This window comes from Sphingopyxis sp. BE259 (assembly GCF_031457495.1).
In the GTDB taxonomy this organism is placed as follows: Bacteria; Pseudomonadota; Alphaproteobacteria; order Sphingomonadales; family Sphingomonadaceae; genus Sphingopyxis.
Map to the genome: position 1 here is coordinate 1 of NZ_JAVDWM010000001.1, position 13,734 is coordinate 13,734.

Genomic DNA, 13,734 nt, shown 5'->3' on the forward strand with positions numbered 1-13,734 from the left:
TTCGTCATCCCGGACTTGATCCGGGATCCATGCGCCCTCTCAGCAGCGGGCGGCGCATGGCCTCATGGACCCCGGATCAAGTCCGGGGTGACGAGTTCATGAGGGCAGCTTCCCACCCCAATGCTGACGCTCCATCATTAAGCGGTGCGAACGGCCTATCCGTCGTCCGAATCGTTCTGCGGCTTGCGGATTTCGGACACCAGCAACTTGTCGATCTTGCGCCCGTCCATATCGACAATCTCGAACCGCCAACCCTTGTCGGTGAAGCTCTCACCTTCTTTCGGCAGCCGCTTCAGGATCGCCAGCGCATGGCCCGCCGCGGTCGCATAGTCGCGGTCCTCGGCGAGTTCGATCCCCAGCCGTTCGGCCATCTGGTCGGCGGGCATCGATCCGGCGATCAGCAGGCTGCCGTCGTCGCGTTCGACGACGAACGGCTCGCTGCCGATGTCCTGATCCGACGCAAATTCGCCCGCGATCGCCGCCAGCAAGTCGGCCGGGGTCACCAGCCCTTCGAAATGGCCATATTCGTCGTGGACGAACAGCATCGGCACGTCGGCGGCGCGCAGGGCTTCGAGCGCGTCCATCGCATCGATCTGGTCGTGGATGACCTTTGCCGCGCGCATCAGCTGCTCCAGGTCGAGCGCTTCGCCGCGAAACAGCGCCGCGGCGATGTCGCGCGCCTGCACCACGCCGACGATGTTGTCGACCGACCCGCGCGCCACCGGCAGGCGGCTGTGCGGGCTTTCGACCAGTTTGTCGCGCACCCCTTGGGCATCGAGCGCGATGTCGATCCAGTCGACATCCTTGCGCGGCGTCATCACCTCGCGCACCGGACGGTCGGCCAGGCGGACGACGCCCGAAATGATCGCGCGCTCGCTTTCTTCGATCAGCCCCGATTTGGACGCTTCGGCGACGATCAGATGCAATTCCTCGGCGGTCACCCGATCTTCCGATTCCCGGTTCAGGCCGAGAGCGCGAAACACCAGCGCCGAGCTGCGATCGAGCAGCCACACCAGCGGCGCGCCGATTTTCGACAGCCACAGCATCGGCAGCGCCATGAAGATCGCGATCGGTTCGGGCGCGCGCAGCGCGAATTGCTTGGGCACCAGCTCGCCCGCGATCAACGAGAAATAGGTGGTGACCGCGATCACCACCGCAAATCCGGCGGTCAGCGCGGTTTCGTCGTCGAGCCCGAACAGCGGCTGCAACCGGTCGCCGACCGGCCCGCCCAGACTGGCGCCCGAATAGGCACCCGCCAAGATGCCGATCAGCGTGATGCCGACCTGAACCGTCGATAGAAACCGCCCCGGATCGGCGGCGAGTTGGCGCGCGATCGCCGCGCCGCGGCTGCCGCGCTTTTCGGCGGCCTGCAAACGCGGGGCGCGGGCCGACACGATCGCCAGTTCGGACATCGCGAAAACGCCGTTGAGCAGGATCAGGACGGCGATGATCGCCACGTCGGACCAGGGAAATGGGGTCATGCGCGAATCGCGGGGTGGGCGGTCGGGCGGCGCGTCGGCGCCCCGCCCCTGTCGTCGTCGGTCATGCCGCCGCTATAGGGCAAAGGCGCGGCAATGCACAATGGCGGCTGAACACCTGCCTCAGCGATGGTTCAGCCGGATTCGGGAACCAGTTCGCCAGCCATATGTTATCGGCATGACCGGCGGTGCGCGCAGGACCAGTTGCGGCCGCCAAAAAAAGGGAGCGACCAATGAATATCAAGACCATCAAACTCGCCGCAATGGCAACCATCAGCGCCGTGGCGCTGACCGGCTGCGTCACCGATCCGGTGACCGGCGAGCGCAAGATTTCCAAAGCCGCGATCGGCGGCGTCGGCGGCGCGCTCGGCGGCTATCTGCTCGGCGATCTGATCGGCGGCAAGAACAGCCGGACCGAGGAAATCGTCGGCGCGGGCATCGGCGCGGTCGCCGGCGCCGGGGTCGGCTATTATATGGACGAGCAGGAAAAGAAGCTGCGCCAGCGCACCGCAGGCACCGGCATCGACGTCGAACGGCAGGGCGACCAGCTGGTGCTCAACATGCCCGGCGATGTCACCTTCGACTATAACAGCGCGCTGGTGAAATCGCAGTTCCGCACCGCGCTTGACAACGTCGCCTCGACGCTGGCCGAATATCCCAGCACCTATATCGACGTCTATGGCCACACCGATTCGACCGGCAGCGACAGCTATAACCAGGGTCTGTCCGAACGCCGCGCCTCGTCGGTCGCCGACTATCTCGGCGGCCGCGGCATCCAGCGGGCGCGTATGGCGACGATGGGTTATGGCGAATCGCAGCTGAAATGTTCGCCCGAACGCGGCGAGGCCGATTATCAGTGCAACCGCCGCGTCGAAATCCGCATCGCGCCGGTCACTCAGGCCGACGTCAACGCCGCCGGCTGAATTTCCTGCCCGTGGAAGAAAAAAGGGCGTCGCCAACCGGCGGCGCCCTTTTTCATGCGCCCGCGTCGTCGTAGAGCAACCCGCCGCTAACGCGTCACGTCACAAAGGTGAGCGGCGCCGACGCCCCAACCCCGCCCCCGCCAGCGCCACGGCGCGCTGCCCCTGGCACAGAAAAGGGCCGCGAATTGCTTCGCGGCCCCATCCGTTTCCGTACCTTTGATCAGCGATCAGAAGACGCGGGCATATTGTTCGTTGCCGACGAAACCGAGCTTGCCGACGCCGCTGCGCTTGATCACCGCCATCACATTGTCGACGACGATATAGCGCGAGAAGGGATCGGGCTGGACCTGCAGTTCGGGCTCGACCGGCAAAGCCTTGGTCTGTTCCAGATACTGCGCCAGCTGCGCCAGATCGACCGGCGTCCCGTTCCAGGTGATCGTCCCGGCGGGGTCGATCATCACCTTGTTCTTTTCGGGGTCGACATTGCTGGCCGCATCGGTCGGCACCGGCAGATCGATCTTCACCGCGTGGGTCTGGACCGGGATGGTGATGATGAACATGATGAGGAGCACGAGCATGACGTCGATCAACGGCGTCGTGTTCATGTCCATCATCGGTTCGTTTTCGTCCCGATCTCCAACTGCCATGGACATGCGATTATTCCTTCATTCCTAAACGTCGGGCGCCCTTACAGGCGGCCGACCGTGCCCGAGCCAGGAGCCGGTTCCGAAATGAACCCGATCTTCTGGAAGCCGGCATATTGCATCGTATAGATCACCCCGCCGATGCACTGATACGGCGTGTTGACGTCGCCGCGGATATGCACTTCGGGGAAATTTTCCTCGGTGATATTCTGCGGACCGCCGATATCTTCAAGCAGCTGCTCGAGTTTCGCCTGGCCACGTTCCAGCAATTGCTTGGAATCGACCGGCGTTTGGCCCCAATAGACTTCACACGCGGTGCTTTCGGCATTGGGTTCGCCATCGCCATCGGTATCGGCCGAGCGGATCGACAGCAGCACATTTTCAGGCTTGGTCGTCGTCACCTCGAACGCCACGCTCGGCAGCTTGAGGTTCACCGTCTCCAGCACCACGGGAACCGTGATGAGGAAGATGATGAGCAACACAAGCATGATATCCACGAGCGGAGTCGTGTTGATCTCGGACATTGGGGCCTCTTCGCCCCCCTTGTCGCCTACACTCATCGACATAGGATTTTATCCTGTCACAAAATTTCTGTCACGGACATCGGGTCGACGCGCCACCGGCGTATCGCCCTGTCCAGCGGACCCCGCCTGCCGCCACCGGGCGACAGGCAGGGATCCCTTCAGGCCGTTCAGGCCTTTTTCGGTGCCGCGACGGGGGCAGCAGCCTTGGGCGCCTGCGCCGCCGGCTTCACCTGGCCGTTCGACATGATCGAACCAAGCACGTCGTTCGAGAAGGTCGACAGACGGCGGGCGATCGCCTTGTTGCGGCTCTGCAGCCAGTTAAAGGCAAGCACCGCGGGAACCGCCACGATCAGGCCGATGGCGGTCATGATCAATGCTTCACCGACCGGACCGGCAACGGTGTCGATCGACGCCTGACCCGACGCACCGATTTTCACGAGAGCGCGAAGAATACCGATAACGGTACCGAACAGCCCGACGAACGGTGCGGTCGAACCCACGGTCGCGAGGAACGCGAGGCCGCCGTTGAGCTTCGAGTTGATGTGGTTCTGCGAACGTTCCAGCGTGCCGTGCATCCAGTCATGCGCTTCGACGGGGTCGGTCAGCTTGTTATGCTCTTCGTTGGCGCGCAGACCGTCTTCGACGACCTGGCGATAGGCGCTGTTCTTTTCCAGCTTGGCGGCGCCGTCGGCGAGCGTCGGGGCGCGCCAGAAATTGGCATCGACCGCCTTGCCCTGGCTCATCACCTTATTCTGTTCGAACAGCTTGGTGAACAGGATGTAGAGCGTGCCGATGAACATGATCAGCAGCACCAGGAAGGTGACCTGCGACACGATACCGCCTTCGCACAGCGCGGGGATCATGCCGTACGGGCTCGCGCCCTCTTCTTTGACGCACATCGCGGCGGGCATGAGGCTCAGCCCCGCTTCGTGTGCCGGTGCCGCAGCAGCGGCATTTGCGATCAGATTAAACATATTGGATATTCCCTCTCAAGAAATTCGATAAAATTCGAAGCCAGACAGCCGCGCGCCAAATCAGCGCGGAATCTGCCAACGGATACGATTGCTGTAGCTGCCACCCGTCGGGTTGCCCGCCCGGTCCTTGCCCGGATTGAACCGGCCACGACGCTGGATGAGCTTGCAGGTTTCGGCATCAAGGTCAGCATGACCGCTCGACGACGTGACATCGCACGACGTGATACGACCATCGGCCCCATAGGTGACGCGGAAACCCGTCGTGCCTTCGCGTTCTTCACGCATGGCACGCGCCGGATAGTCGTCGTTCGTCGCCCAGCGACCCGGATTGCCGCGCGGTGTACCGGCGGCACTGAGGTCAGGCGACGGCGGTGGTGCGGGCGGAGCCGGCGGCACATAAACGGGCGCAGGCGGACGCGGCGGCGCGACCGGCACCGACTGGACCGTGTTGGTCGTGACCGGCGGCGGAATCGGCGACGGCGGCGTCACCACCGGCGGCGGCGGCGGCAGCTGGTTATCCGGCGGCGGCGGCGGCGGCGGTTCTTCCGGTGGCGGCGGCTCTTCGATGTCCACCACGTCCAATTTTTCGGCGATTTTCTTGACGATGCTGATATTCAGGCCGTTGACCAGGCCGTAGCCCAGAACCGCTGTAAGCAAACCAACCAAGACAATCGCCACTACCCTGTTTTTAGGGTCGACATTATCACCATAAGCCATTCAGGGACGACGCTCCTTGCTAGATCATCCTGACACCAATTCCCTGCCGACGGGTTCGGTTGCCAAATGCCCGGATGATTTCCGATGCGTTCCACAGACCCGGCGGCGCTACGTTCGGCTTATTATGTTCTTGCCGGACGCTTCGACGCCCGTCCTATCGCGGTGGCGGCAAGTTCGCAAACCCTTTATCAGGGGTTAATGTGGCTTGTCCCATGATGGGGACTGATGCACCGCTACCGGTGTCAACAATGATGGAAAGTCAATCGACCATGCGCGTGTACCTGGCAGCAACGATCGCGGGAATTTTGGCTCTCAGCCCCGGATTCGCTGGCGTTTCCGCGATGCAACCGGCGGCAACAACGGCGGCGGCGAGCCCGTATAGCTATGCCGACATCGCCGATCTGGCGAGCGCTGCGCCGATGGCGCTCCATGCGCGTATTCACAGTAGCGTGGCGCTGAAACCCGCGCAGGCGCCGGGCGTCGCAGCGGGTCATAGCCGATTCTATGTCGAGGCTGATGTGATCAGCCTGATTCGCGGCTCGGGTCCGCTGGCATCGCGCGTTTCCTATCTCGTCGACCTGCCGCTGGACGCCAAGGGCAAACCGGCGAAGCTGAAAAAGAAACAGGCGGTCCTGCTGTTCGCCCGCCCCGTCGCGGGCGCCGCAGCGGGCAGCAGCAGCACCGGCAGCGTGCGGTTGATCGCCCCCGACGCCCAACTGCCGTGGGACGCGGCGACCGAGGCGCAATTGCGTGCGATCCTGACCGAACTGGTCAAGCCCGGGGCGCCGCCCGCGATCACCGGCATTGCCAACGGCTTCCACGTTCCCGGTACCTTGCCCGGCGAGGGCGAAACGCAATTGTTTCTCAACACGCGCACCGGCGAGCCGGTATCGCTGACTATCCTGACCGCGGCCGACGGGTCGCGGCGCTGGGCCGCCGCGTTCGGCGAAATCGTCGATGGTTCGGCGGCGGTGCCGGCGCGCGGCACCCTGGCCTGGTACCGACTCGCCTGCGGCCTGCCGCGCCAGCTGGCGCTGAACAAGCTGGCGGGGACGGCGCCCGAGGATCGCCGCAAGGCAGCGTCGGACTATGGCGTGGTGCTGGGCGCGCTCGGCGAATGCACCCGCACCCGCAAACCGCCGATGGGTTGATAAAGTTTTGCTTCAACACCCTCTAGGCGTGCCGGGGTTGTTTCCATTGCAAAAGCCGATAGGGCGCTCGCTAGGCGGGGCTTGACCCCGCGCTTTGCCCGGAGTCTCCCTATGTCGCCTGTTCCCGCCCCGACCGCGCCCCGCCCGCCGCTCCGCGTCGCGCTTGCCGGAATCGGCGTTGTTGGCGGCGGCGTCGTGCGGCTGCTGGAAACGAACCGCGACCTGATCGCCCGCCGCGCCGGGCGCGCGATCGAAATCGTCGCGGTGTCGGCGCGCGACCGGCACAAGGACCGCGGCATCGACCTGGCGCCCTATCGCTGGGAAGATGATATGGACGCGCTGGTCGCGGCGGACGATGTCGATGTTGTCGTCGAGATGATCGGCGGCGCCGACGGATCGGCGCTCACTCTGGCGCGCCACACGCTCGGCGCGGGCAAGGCGCTGGTCACCGCGAACAAGGCGATGATCGCGCATCATGGGCTGGATCTGGCGCGACTCGCCGAGGACCGCGACACCCCACTGAAATATGAGGCCGCGGTCGCGGGCGGCATCCCGGTGATCAAGGCGATCCGCGAGGGTGCGTCGGCGAACGAAATCGCGCGCGTCTATGGCATCCTCAACGGCACCTGCAATTATATCCTCACGCAAATGGAGCGTAACGGCGCGAGTTTCGCCGACGCCCTCGCCGCGGCGCAGGCCGAAGGCTATGCCGAAGCCGACCCGAGCTTCGACGTCGACGGGATCGACGCCGCGCACAAGCTGTCGATCCTGGCGGCGCTGTGTTTCGGCACCCGGCTCGACATCGCGGCGGTGGCCGCCGACGGCATCCGCGGCCTGATCGCCGCCGACATTCGCGAGGCCGAGGCACTGGGGCACCGTGTCCGCCTGATCGGCATGGCCGAGCGTAACGAAACCGGCCTGTATCAGCATGTCCAGCCGTGCCTGGTCCCCGCCGACCATCCGCTCGCCTATGTCCCCGGCGCCTTGAACGCCGTGGTCGCCGAGGGCAATTTTGTCGGGCGACTGTTCTTCGAGGGCGCGGGCGCGGGTGCGGGGCCGACGGCATCGGCGATCGTCGCCGACATCATCGACATTGCGCGCGACGAATATGGCCCTGCCTTTGCGATGCCGGTCGCCTCGCTCGACGCCGCACCGGTCGCCGACGCCGGGGCGCGGGTCGGCAAACATTATGTCCGCCTTATCGTCGAGGACCGCATCGGCGTACTTGCCGAAATCGCGGCAGCGATGCGCGATGCCGGGGTGTCGATCGAAAGTTTCATTCAACGCGGCACCGACGAGGAGGATGGCGTCGTCATCGTGCTGGTTACCCATGAAGGTCCGGCACGGGCAATCCACGCGGCGCTGGCGATGCTGGCCGGATCGGACCATATCGTCGCGGCGCCGATGCTGATGCCGATTCTGGCACTTTAAGCCCGCTTGAAATCGCCGCGCACTTTGTTACCCCGGTCACGGGAGCAGGGGGCGTCATGGACATCGAAATCAGAAGCGGGCTCGCCGAAGCGCGGGCGCTGGCCGGCGAGCATAAGGGCGCACTCGCCGCCTATGTCGCCATGGGGGTGGTGCTGCCGTTCCTGCTGTTGTCGAGCGAACCCATCTTCGATCTTCGGACCGTGATCGCGCTGCTCGCCAACCCCTATGGCTCGCACGTCAGCGGCTCGATCGCGGGGCCGCTCTATCTGCTGGGCATCGTCGCGGCGATCGTCGCGGGCGCCATGCTCGCCGCGTGGAACGCGCTGCTTGCCGAGATGCGCGAAGGCTATGTGTCGGAGATCATGTACGGGATGGTTGCGGGCGCCGCCTTTCTGATCGCCAATATCCTCGTCTATGTCGGGACAGGTCTGCTGGTCGTGCTGCCGATCATCACGACGATCGGCATCTATGAATGGAACGCGCTCGCGGGCGGGTGGATCAGCGAAGCCTATCGCCTGCTGCTGTCCTTGCTCGGAACCTGGATCGGCGCCCGGCTGTGCCTGACCGGTGCGATCATGGGCGCGTCGTCCAGGCTCGAACCCGTGTCGGCCTTTGCCGAATCCTGGCGGCTGACGCGCGAAGCGCAGTGGCGGCTGTTCGGCTTTTATTTCCTCGTCGGCCTGCTCGTCGCCGCGGCGTTCGGCGGGCTGGTCCTGCTGCACGGCGCGGTCATCTGGAACAACGCCCATGTGCCGGGCACCGTGCTGGAAACGGCGATGAGCTTTGGCTGGGTGCTGTTGTTCGCTGTCTATTTCCTGGCGCAAATCTTGTTCGCCGCAGGGTTCTTGCGCGCCGCCCGGCCCGGCGCCGCGCCGGCCGAAGTGTTCGCTTGAAATCACCTGGCCTTGTAGGTCGGATCAATCATCACCGTAGCCCTGAGCCGGTCGAAGGGCGCCTCACTGCGATAGGCGCCCTTCGACAGGCTCAGGGCTACGGTTCAATCTTTATTGAATAGGCTTCAGGGGTCCGGCTCGGGCGGCGGCGGCGTTCCGGTTTCGGGGTCGGTCGCGCGCTTCGCCATCTCGTAAAGCGCATTATATTCGGGGCCAGGGGCATAACGCCCACCCATCGACATCCAGTTATAGGGCAGCTTGTCGAGGCTCATCGCCTTTGCCTCGGCGCGCGGCAGTTTGGGCGGGGCGTCGCGGCCCACGCCCGCGATCGCGCGCAATTCGGGGGTCAGCCGGTGCAACTGGGTGTCGGTGCCGCACACATTGATCGACCCGTCGTCGGCGGGTTTGCAGCGGCGGATCGGATCGACCAGCTCTTTGGCGTTGGCAGCTGCGGTTTCGGCATCGCGGGGCGGAGGCGGTGCTGGCGGGCCCTGGACCTGTGCGGCGGCTGTCACGGGCAGGACGCACAATAGCGCGACGGCAGCTCCGAATCGGGCGAAGCATCCTCGACAAGCAGTGCGACCGGCCATATGGCGCGCACCATGCCAACATGGCACAGCAAGTAAAGGCGGAGAGTGACCCATGACGAATAGCGGCAGCAACCTTGACCGGGTGCTCGTGCTCGAAATGGTGCGCGTCACCGAAGCCGCGGCGATCGCCGCTGCCAAGCTGATCGGTCGCGGCGACGAAAAGGCTGCCGATGCCGCCGCGGTCGAAGCGATGCGGACCGCGTTCAACACGCTGTATATGGACGGCACCATCGTTATCGGTGAAGGCGAACGCGACGAAGCGCCGATGCTGTATATCGGCGAAAAGGTCGGCAATGCGCCCGGCAAAGGCCCGAAAATCGACATCGCGGTCGATCCGCTGGAAGGCACGACGATCACCGCCAAGGCCGGTCCCAACGCGCTCGCGGTATTGGCGATCGCCGAAGAAGGCTGCCTGCTCAACGCCCCCGACGTCTATATGGACAAACTGGCGGTCGGCCCGGGCTATTCGCCGGGCATCGTCAATTTCGACAACAGCATCCGCCAGAATGTCGAAGCCGTTGCCAGGGAAAAGGGCTGCACCGCCGCCGAGGTGATGGTGTGCGTGCTCGACCGCCCGCGCCACGAGGCGATGATCGCCGAGCTGCGCGCGCTGGGCTGCGGCGTCGCGCTGATCCCCGATGGTGACGTCGCTGGGGTGATCGCGACGACCAATCCCGACACCAATATCGACATCTATATGGGCAGCGGCGGTGCCCCGGAAGGCGTGCTGGCAGCGGCGGCGCTGCGCTGCGTCGGCGGCCAGTTCAAGGGCCGGTTGCTGTTCCGCAACGACGACGAGCGTCGGCGCGCCGCCAAATGGGGGGTCGAGGATCTCGACCGCGTCTACGACCTGGAAGACCTCGCCAAGGGCGACGTCATTTTCGCCGCTACCGGGGTCACCGACGGGTCGCTGCTGCGCGGCGTCAAGCACCGCCGCGACGGCGTGATGACCACCGAGACGGTGGTGATGCGCGCGTCGTCAGGCACGGTGCGCTGGGTGCGCGGCGAACACCGCGCGGGATGAGCTAGTTCGCCGCCGGGAAGTCGGCGGTCGCGACGCCCGTATCGTCATAGACCGGCGCTTCCCGCGCAACCGCGAATTTGCGGCTGACCGCATGGGTTAGCCCGAAGCCCGAGATATGCGCCAGCATACCGCGATATTGCGGCCCGGCGAGGTGACTGGCCAACGCCGCGGCGTTTTCCCATTCTTCGAACACATGCACGCGCGCTGGATCGTGCGGATCGGCGGTCCAGAAATAACCGAGGCAGCCGGGCTGCGCCTGCGCGCCTGCGATCCATTGGCGCGCGCCCTCCAGCGCCGCGGCCCGCCGCGCCGGATCAAGATCGACCTTGGCCTCGATGACGATCTTCATGCCGCGTCCTCCTGGCGATGCAGCGCGCGAAAGCGCCGGCTGACGAAATACCAGCGTCCGTCGATCCTGGCGCATTGGTCGTCATATTCGCCCAGATCGCGATGGATCACCCCGCCCCGTCGATAGGTTTCGGCGGTGTAGGACCGCATCGTCGCGCCATCGCCGTCGATCCTCATCGCGCCGGGCCACGCCTGAAAAACCAGACCGGGAAAGCCCTGCATTGCCGCTGTCCAGGTGTCGACCACCGCCGCCTTGCCCGAAAACGCGCCGAAACCGGGAAGCTCCCATTGGCAGTCGTCGGCCCATGTCGCGGCCCAAGCGGCGGCGTCATGGCGGCATACCGCATCGGCATAGCTGTCGAGCAGATCGCGCAATGCGATGCGATCTTCCAGCGGCCCCGAAAAGCCCATCCGTCCCTCCATTTTCCGATCTGCTGGCAAAGCCGATGCTTCACGCCCGACGGACTATGCCGCGCGCTGCGGCGCAACGGGACTAATCATTGCGCTAAGCGCGCGGATCAAAAGATTCCGGCCACCAGTCCCTCGGCCAGCGCTGCCCCCAGATCGCGCGCTTCAGCCAGCCGGTCCGTGGCGATCGTCTTGGGCGCGAGGATCGCTTCGGGTGTCTGCGCCGCGGTGTTGACGATCACCCCTTCGGCCACGCGCTTCAACCGCCACCCCGTCGCGATACGGTCGAGTTGGCGCTGGGCGTTCTCGCCGTCCGATCCGGCGCAGATGATCGTCGCATAGGGGCGCCCCTCCAACTGGCCGAGGCACGGGTAATAGCAGCGGTCGAACATTTCCTTCATCGCGCCCGACAGCGCCGCGAGATTTTCGGGACCGACGAACAGATAGCCGCTCGCTGCCCTCAACCGGTCGGGGGTCACGTCCTCGGCGCGGACGAGCCGGGCCGCCTTGCCCGCCCCCGTCACCGCAGCACGCGCCAGCGCTTCGCTGCCGCCGGTGCGGCTGTGCCAGACGATCAGCAGGGCGGGCGCATCGGTCATCCGCCATGCTTGCCAAGCGCCGGAGCGCGGCGCAAGCTGGCGTCCAAATATGGGGGAGAGACGATATGCGCCGACTGACCACCCTGCTGCTTGCCAGCACCCTGCCCTTCGCCGCCGCCGCGCAGGATGCCGCGAGCGAGGCGACCCGCGCCGCGCAGGCCGAAATCGCCGCGCGCCTGCCGCTCGATGACCCGCGCGACGAAGCCAATGTGCTGCGCGGCAAGCTGGCCGAGATTCCTGGCGGGGTGATTCTGGGCAAGGATGGGAAGACGGTGTGGGACCGGCGGCCTTATGCATTTCTCGACGTCAAGACTGCACCCGATACGGTCAATCCGTCGCTTTGGCGGCAGGCGCGGCTGAACGCGGTGCATGGCTTGTTCGAGGTGGTGCCGGGTCAGATCTGGCAGCTGCGCGGTTATGATATTTCGGTGATGACGATCATCCGCGGGAAGACGGGATGGATCGTCGTTGATCCCTTGCTGTCCGAAGAGGCCGCAGCGGCAGGATGGAAGCTGTTCGCCGATACGGTCGAGGCGAAATCGGGTCGGCGGCCGATCAAGGCGGTGATTTTTTCGCACAGCCATAGCGACCATTTCGGCGGGGTCGGCGGCATCGTGACCCCCGAGCAGGTGAAAAAGGAAAAGATCCGCATCATCGCGCCACACGGCTTTTCGGAAGAAGCGACCGCCGAAAATGTGCTCGCCGGGACCGCGATGGGACGGCGCGCGCTATATATGTTCGGTGCGATCCTGCCGCCCGGACCGGCGGGGCAGGTCGATACCGGGCTGGGACCGAAGCTGTCGTCGGGGACGATCGGCTATATGGAGCCGACCGAGGTCGTCGGCGCGAACGGCGGCACCCTGACGATCGACGGGCTGGCGTTCGATTTCCTCGACGCGGGCGGAACCGAGGCGCCGTCGGAGTTCGTTTTCTATATCCCGGCGTATAAGGCGCTGCACACGACGGAGGTCGTCACCCACACGCTGCACAATGTGCTGACCCTGCGCGGGGCGCAGGTGCGCGATGCGCTGCACTGGTCGAAGGTCATCGACGCGACATTGCTGAAATGGGGCGGCAAGGCCGAGGTGGCATTGGCGTCGCATCACTGGCCGACTTGGGGGGCGGGCGAGGTATCGGCGCTGCTGACGAGCCAGCGCGACATTTATCGCTATGTCCACGACCGCACCCTGTTCCTCGCGAACCGCGGCGCGACGCTGCACGAGCTGGCCGATGCGACGCCCGAGGCACCGGGGCAGGCCAGCGATTTCAGCGCGCGCGGCTATTATGGCACGGTCAACCACGACATGAAGGCGGTGTATCAGCGCTATTTCGGCTGGTGGGACGGCAATCCCGCCAATTTCAACCCGCTGCCCCCCGAAGCGTCGGCGCCCAAATATGTCGAACTGGCGGGCGGCACCGACAAGCTGCTCGCGGCGGGGCGGGCAGCGATCAAGGCGGGCGATTATCGCTGGGCAGCCGAGCTGCTGAACAAGCTGGTGTTCGCCCAGCCCGACAACCAGGCCGCCCGCGCCGCGCTGGCGTCGGCCTACGACCAGATGGGGTATCAGGCCGAATCGGGGGCGTGGCGCAACTATTATCTGGCCGGGGCGGCGACGCTGCGCGGCAATGCGGTGCAGAGCCTGTCGGGCAACGGCCAGAGCCGGTCGTTCGTCAGCGCGATCCCGACCGCGGTCTTTTTCGATGCGCTGGCGACGCGCTTCGACGCCGCCAAGGGCGTGACGCTGAAAGGCACATTCCAGTTCGTCATGCCCGACAGCAAGGAGACGGTGGCGGTGGTCGTCGGCGGCGGGGTTGAGGTGCCACGCTATGGCGTCAAGGATGCGGCGCCGACCGCGACGATCACGCTGAACCGCACCACGCTCGACGATGTCATGCTGGGGCAGGCGCAATTTCCGGCGTTGATGCAATCGGGGGCGATCAAGATCGATGGCGACCGCATGGCGTTCCTATCGTGGTTCGCTCTCCACCCGCCCGCCGACCCGCGCTTCAATATTGTTGTGCCATAGGCC

15 protein-coding genes are annotated in these 13,734 nt (G+C 65.3%); 6 read left to right on the forward strand and 9 right to left on the reverse strand.

Going from position 1 to position 13,734, the window contains the following annotated elements:
• Positions 1 to 155: 155 nt before the first annotated feature.
• Positions 156 to 1,481 carry a hemolysin family protein gene (locus J2X44_RS00005; protein ID WP_310087130.1) on the reverse strand — a complete coding sequence of 442 codons (1,326 nt, stop codon included), beginning with the start codon at positions 1,479 to 1,481 and terminating at the stop codon, positions 156 to 158.
• Between the two features lie 230 nt (positions 1,482 to 1,711).
• On the opposite strand from J2X44_RS00005, the gene J2X44_RS00010 reads away from it, so the two are divergent.
• Positions 1,712 to 2,401 carry an OmpA family protein gene (locus tag J2X44_RS00010; RefSeq protein ID WP_310087132.1) on the forward strand — a complete coding sequence of 230 codons (690 nt, stop codon included), beginning with the start codon at positions 1,712 to 1,714 and terminating at the stop codon, positions 2,399 to 2,401.
• Positions 2,402 to 2,628: 227 nt separating this feature from the next.
• Here the strand turns inward: J2X44_RS00010 and J2X44_RS00015 are convergent, their stop codons facing one another.
• The 4 genes from J2X44_RS00015 to J2X44_RS00030 form a co-directional block, all read right to left on the reverse strand.
• Positions 2,629 to 3,054, reverse strand: coding sequence for a biopolymer transporter ExbD (locus J2X44_RS00015; RefSeq protein WP_310087134.1), 426 nt, complete (start codon positions 3,052 to 3,054; stop codon positions 2,629 to 2,631).
• 35 nt (positions 3,055 to 3,089) lie between these two features.
• Positions 3,090 to 3,611 (reverse strand): biopolymer transporter ExbD, encoded by a 522-nt coding sequence (locus J2X44_RS00020; protein WP_310087136.1) that lies wholly within the window; start codon positions 3,609 to 3,611, stop codon positions 3,090 to 3,092.
• Between the two features lie 125 nt (positions 3,612 to 3,736).
• Positions 3,737 to 4,543, reverse strand: coding sequence for a MotA/TolQ/ExbB proton channel family protein (locus tag J2X44_RS00025; RefSeq protein ID WP_310087138.1), 807 nt, complete (start codon positions 4,541 to 4,543; stop codon positions 3,737 to 3,739).
• A gap of 60 nt (positions 4,544 to 4,603) precedes the next feature.
• Positions 4,604 to 5,260 (reverse strand): energy transducer TonB, encoded by a 657-nt coding sequence (locus J2X44_RS00030; RefSeq protein WP_310087140.1) that lies wholly within the window; start codon positions 5,258 to 5,260, stop codon positions 4,604 to 4,606.
• A 341-nt stretch (positions 5,261 to 5,601) separates the two neighbouring features.
• On the opposite strand from J2X44_RS00030, the gene J2X44_RS00035 reads away from it, so the two are divergent.
• From J2X44_RS00035 to J2X44_RS00045, 3 genes are all read left to right on the forward strand, one after another.
• The gene (locus tag J2X44_RS00035) at positions 5,602 to 6,411 is read left to right on the forward strand and encodes a hypothetical protein (RefSeq protein ID WP_310087143.1); all 810 of its coding nucleotides are present in this window, start codon (positions 5,602 to 5,604) and stop codon (positions 6,409 to 6,411) included.
• A gap of 111 nt (positions 6,412 to 6,522) precedes the next feature.
• Positions 6,523 to 7,842 carry a homoserine dehydrogenase gene (locus J2X44_RS00040; RefSeq protein ID WP_310087145.1) on the forward strand — a complete coding sequence of 440 codons (1,320 nt, stop codon included), beginning with the start codon at positions 6,523 to 6,525 and terminating at the stop codon, positions 7,840 to 7,842.
• 56 nt (positions 7,843 to 7,898) lie between these two features.
• Positions 7,899 to 8,735 carry a hypothetical protein gene (locus J2X44_RS00045; RefSeq protein WP_310087147.1) on the forward strand — a complete coding sequence of 279 codons (837 nt, stop codon included), beginning with the start codon at positions 7,899 to 7,901 and terminating at the stop codon, positions 8,733 to 8,735.
• Positions 8,736 to 8,860: 125 nt separating this feature from the next.
• Here J2X44_RS00045 and J2X44_RS00050 read toward each other — a convergent pair whose 3' ends face one another.
• A complete protein-coding gene (locus J2X44_RS00050) occupies positions 8,861 to 9,250 on the reverse strand; it encodes a hypothetical protein (protein ID WP_310087149.1) in 390 nt (129 codons plus the stop codon).
• A 127-nt stretch (positions 9,251 to 9,377) separates the two neighbouring features.
• Here J2X44_RS00050 and glpX point away from each other — a divergent pair, with 127 nt between their 5' ends.
• Positions 9,378 to 10,349 carry a class II fructose-bisphosphatase gene (glpX, locus tag J2X44_RS00055; RefSeq protein WP_310087151.1) on the forward strand — a complete coding sequence of 324 codons (972 nt, stop codon included), beginning with the start codon at positions 9,378 to 9,380 and terminating at the stop codon, positions 10,347 to 10,349.
• Position 10,350: 1 nt separating this feature from the next.
• Here glpX and J2X44_RS00060 read toward each other — a convergent pair whose 3' ends face one another.
• The 3 genes from J2X44_RS00060 to J2X44_RS00070 form a co-directional block, all read right to left on the reverse strand.
• Positions 10,351 to 10,698 (reverse strand): putative quinol monooxygenase, encoded by a 348-nt coding sequence (locus tag J2X44_RS00060; RefSeq protein ID WP_310087153.1) that lies wholly within the window; start codon positions 10,696 to 10,698, stop codon positions 10,351 to 10,353.
• Positions 10,695 to 11,120: a nuclear transport factor 2 family protein gene (locus tag J2X44_RS00065; protein WP_310087154.1), complete on the reverse strand. Its 426-nt coding sequence runs from the start codon at positions 11,118 to 11,120 to the stop codon at positions 10,695 to 10,697. Before J2X44_RS00065 ends, J2X44_RS00060 begins: the two co-directional genes overlap by 4 nt.
• Before the next feature lie 95 nt (positions 11,121 to 11,215).
• A complete protein-coding gene (locus J2X44_RS00070) occupies positions 11,216 to 11,704 on the reverse strand; it encodes an NAD(P)H-dependent oxidoreductase (protein WP_310087156.1) in 489 nt (162 codons plus the stop codon).
• 65 nt (positions 11,705 to 11,769) lie between these two features.
• Here J2X44_RS00070 and J2X44_RS00075 point away from each other — a divergent pair, with 65 nt between their 5' ends.
• The gene (locus tag J2X44_RS00075; RefSeq protein ID WP_310087158.1) at positions 11,770 to 13,731 is read left to right on the forward strand and encodes an alkyl sulfatase dimerization domain-containing protein; all 1,962 of its coding nucleotides are present in this window, start codon (positions 11,770 to 11,772) and stop codon (positions 13,729 to 13,731) included.
• Positions 13,732 to 13,734 lie beyond the last annotated feature (3 nt).

Bases quoted from the DNA above. Each gene is read 5' to 3' on its own strand.
- J2X44_RS00005 (WP_310087130.1), bottom strand. From the start codon at position 1,481: ATGACCCCATTTCCCTGGTCCGACGTGGCGATCATCGCCGTCCTGATC.
- J2X44_RS00010 (WP_310087132.1), top strand. From the start codon at position 1,712: ATGAATATCAAGACCATCAAACTCGCCGCAATGGCAACCATCAGCGCC.
- J2X44_RS00015 (WP_310087134.1), bottom strand. From the start codon at position 3,054: ATGTCCATGGCAGTTGGAGATCGGGACGAAAACGAACCGATGATGGAC.
- J2X44_RS00020 (WP_310087136.1), bottom strand. From the start codon at position 3,611: ATGTCGATGAGTGTAGGCGACAAGGGGGGCGAAGAGGCCCCAATGTCC.
- J2X44_RS00025 (WP_310087138.1), bottom strand. From the start codon at position 4,543: ATGTTTAATCTGATCGCAAATGCCGCTGCTGCGGCACCGGCACACGAA.
- J2X44_RS00030 (WP_310087140.1), bottom strand. From the start codon at position 5,260: ATGGCTTATGGTGATAATGTCGACCCTAAAAACAGGGTAGTGGCGATT.
- J2X44_RS00035 (WP_310087143.1), top strand. From the start codon at position 5,602: ATGCAACCGGCGGCAACAACGGCGGCGGCGAGCCCGTATAGCTATGCC.
- J2X44_RS00040 (WP_310087145.1), top strand. From the start codon at position 6,523: ATGTCGCCTGTTCCCGCCCCGACCGCGCCCCGCCCGCCGCTCCGCGTC.
- J2X44_RS00045 (WP_310087147.1), top strand. From the start codon at position 7,899: ATGGACATCGAAATCAGAAGCGGGCTCGCCGAAGCGCGGGCGCTGGCC.
- glpX (WP_310087151.1), top strand. From the start codon at position 9,378: ATGACGAATAGCGGCAGCAACCTTGACCGGGTGCTCGTGCTCGAAATG.
- J2X44_RS00060 (WP_310087153.1), bottom strand. From the start codon at position 10,698: ATGAAGATCGTCATCGAGGCCAAGGTCGATCTTGATCCGGCGCGGCGG.
- J2X44_RS00065 (WP_310087154.1), bottom strand. From the start codon at position 11,120: ATGGAGGGACGGATGGGCTTTTCGGGGCCGCTGGAAGATCGCATCGCA.
- J2X44_RS00070 (WP_310087156.1), bottom strand. From the start codon at position 11,704: ATGACCGATGCGCCCGCCCTGCTGATCGTCTGGCACAGCCGCACCGGC.
- J2X44_RS00075 (WP_310087158.1), top strand. From the start codon at position 11,770: ATGCGCCGACTGACCACCCTGCTGCTTGCCAGCACCCTGCCCTTCGCC.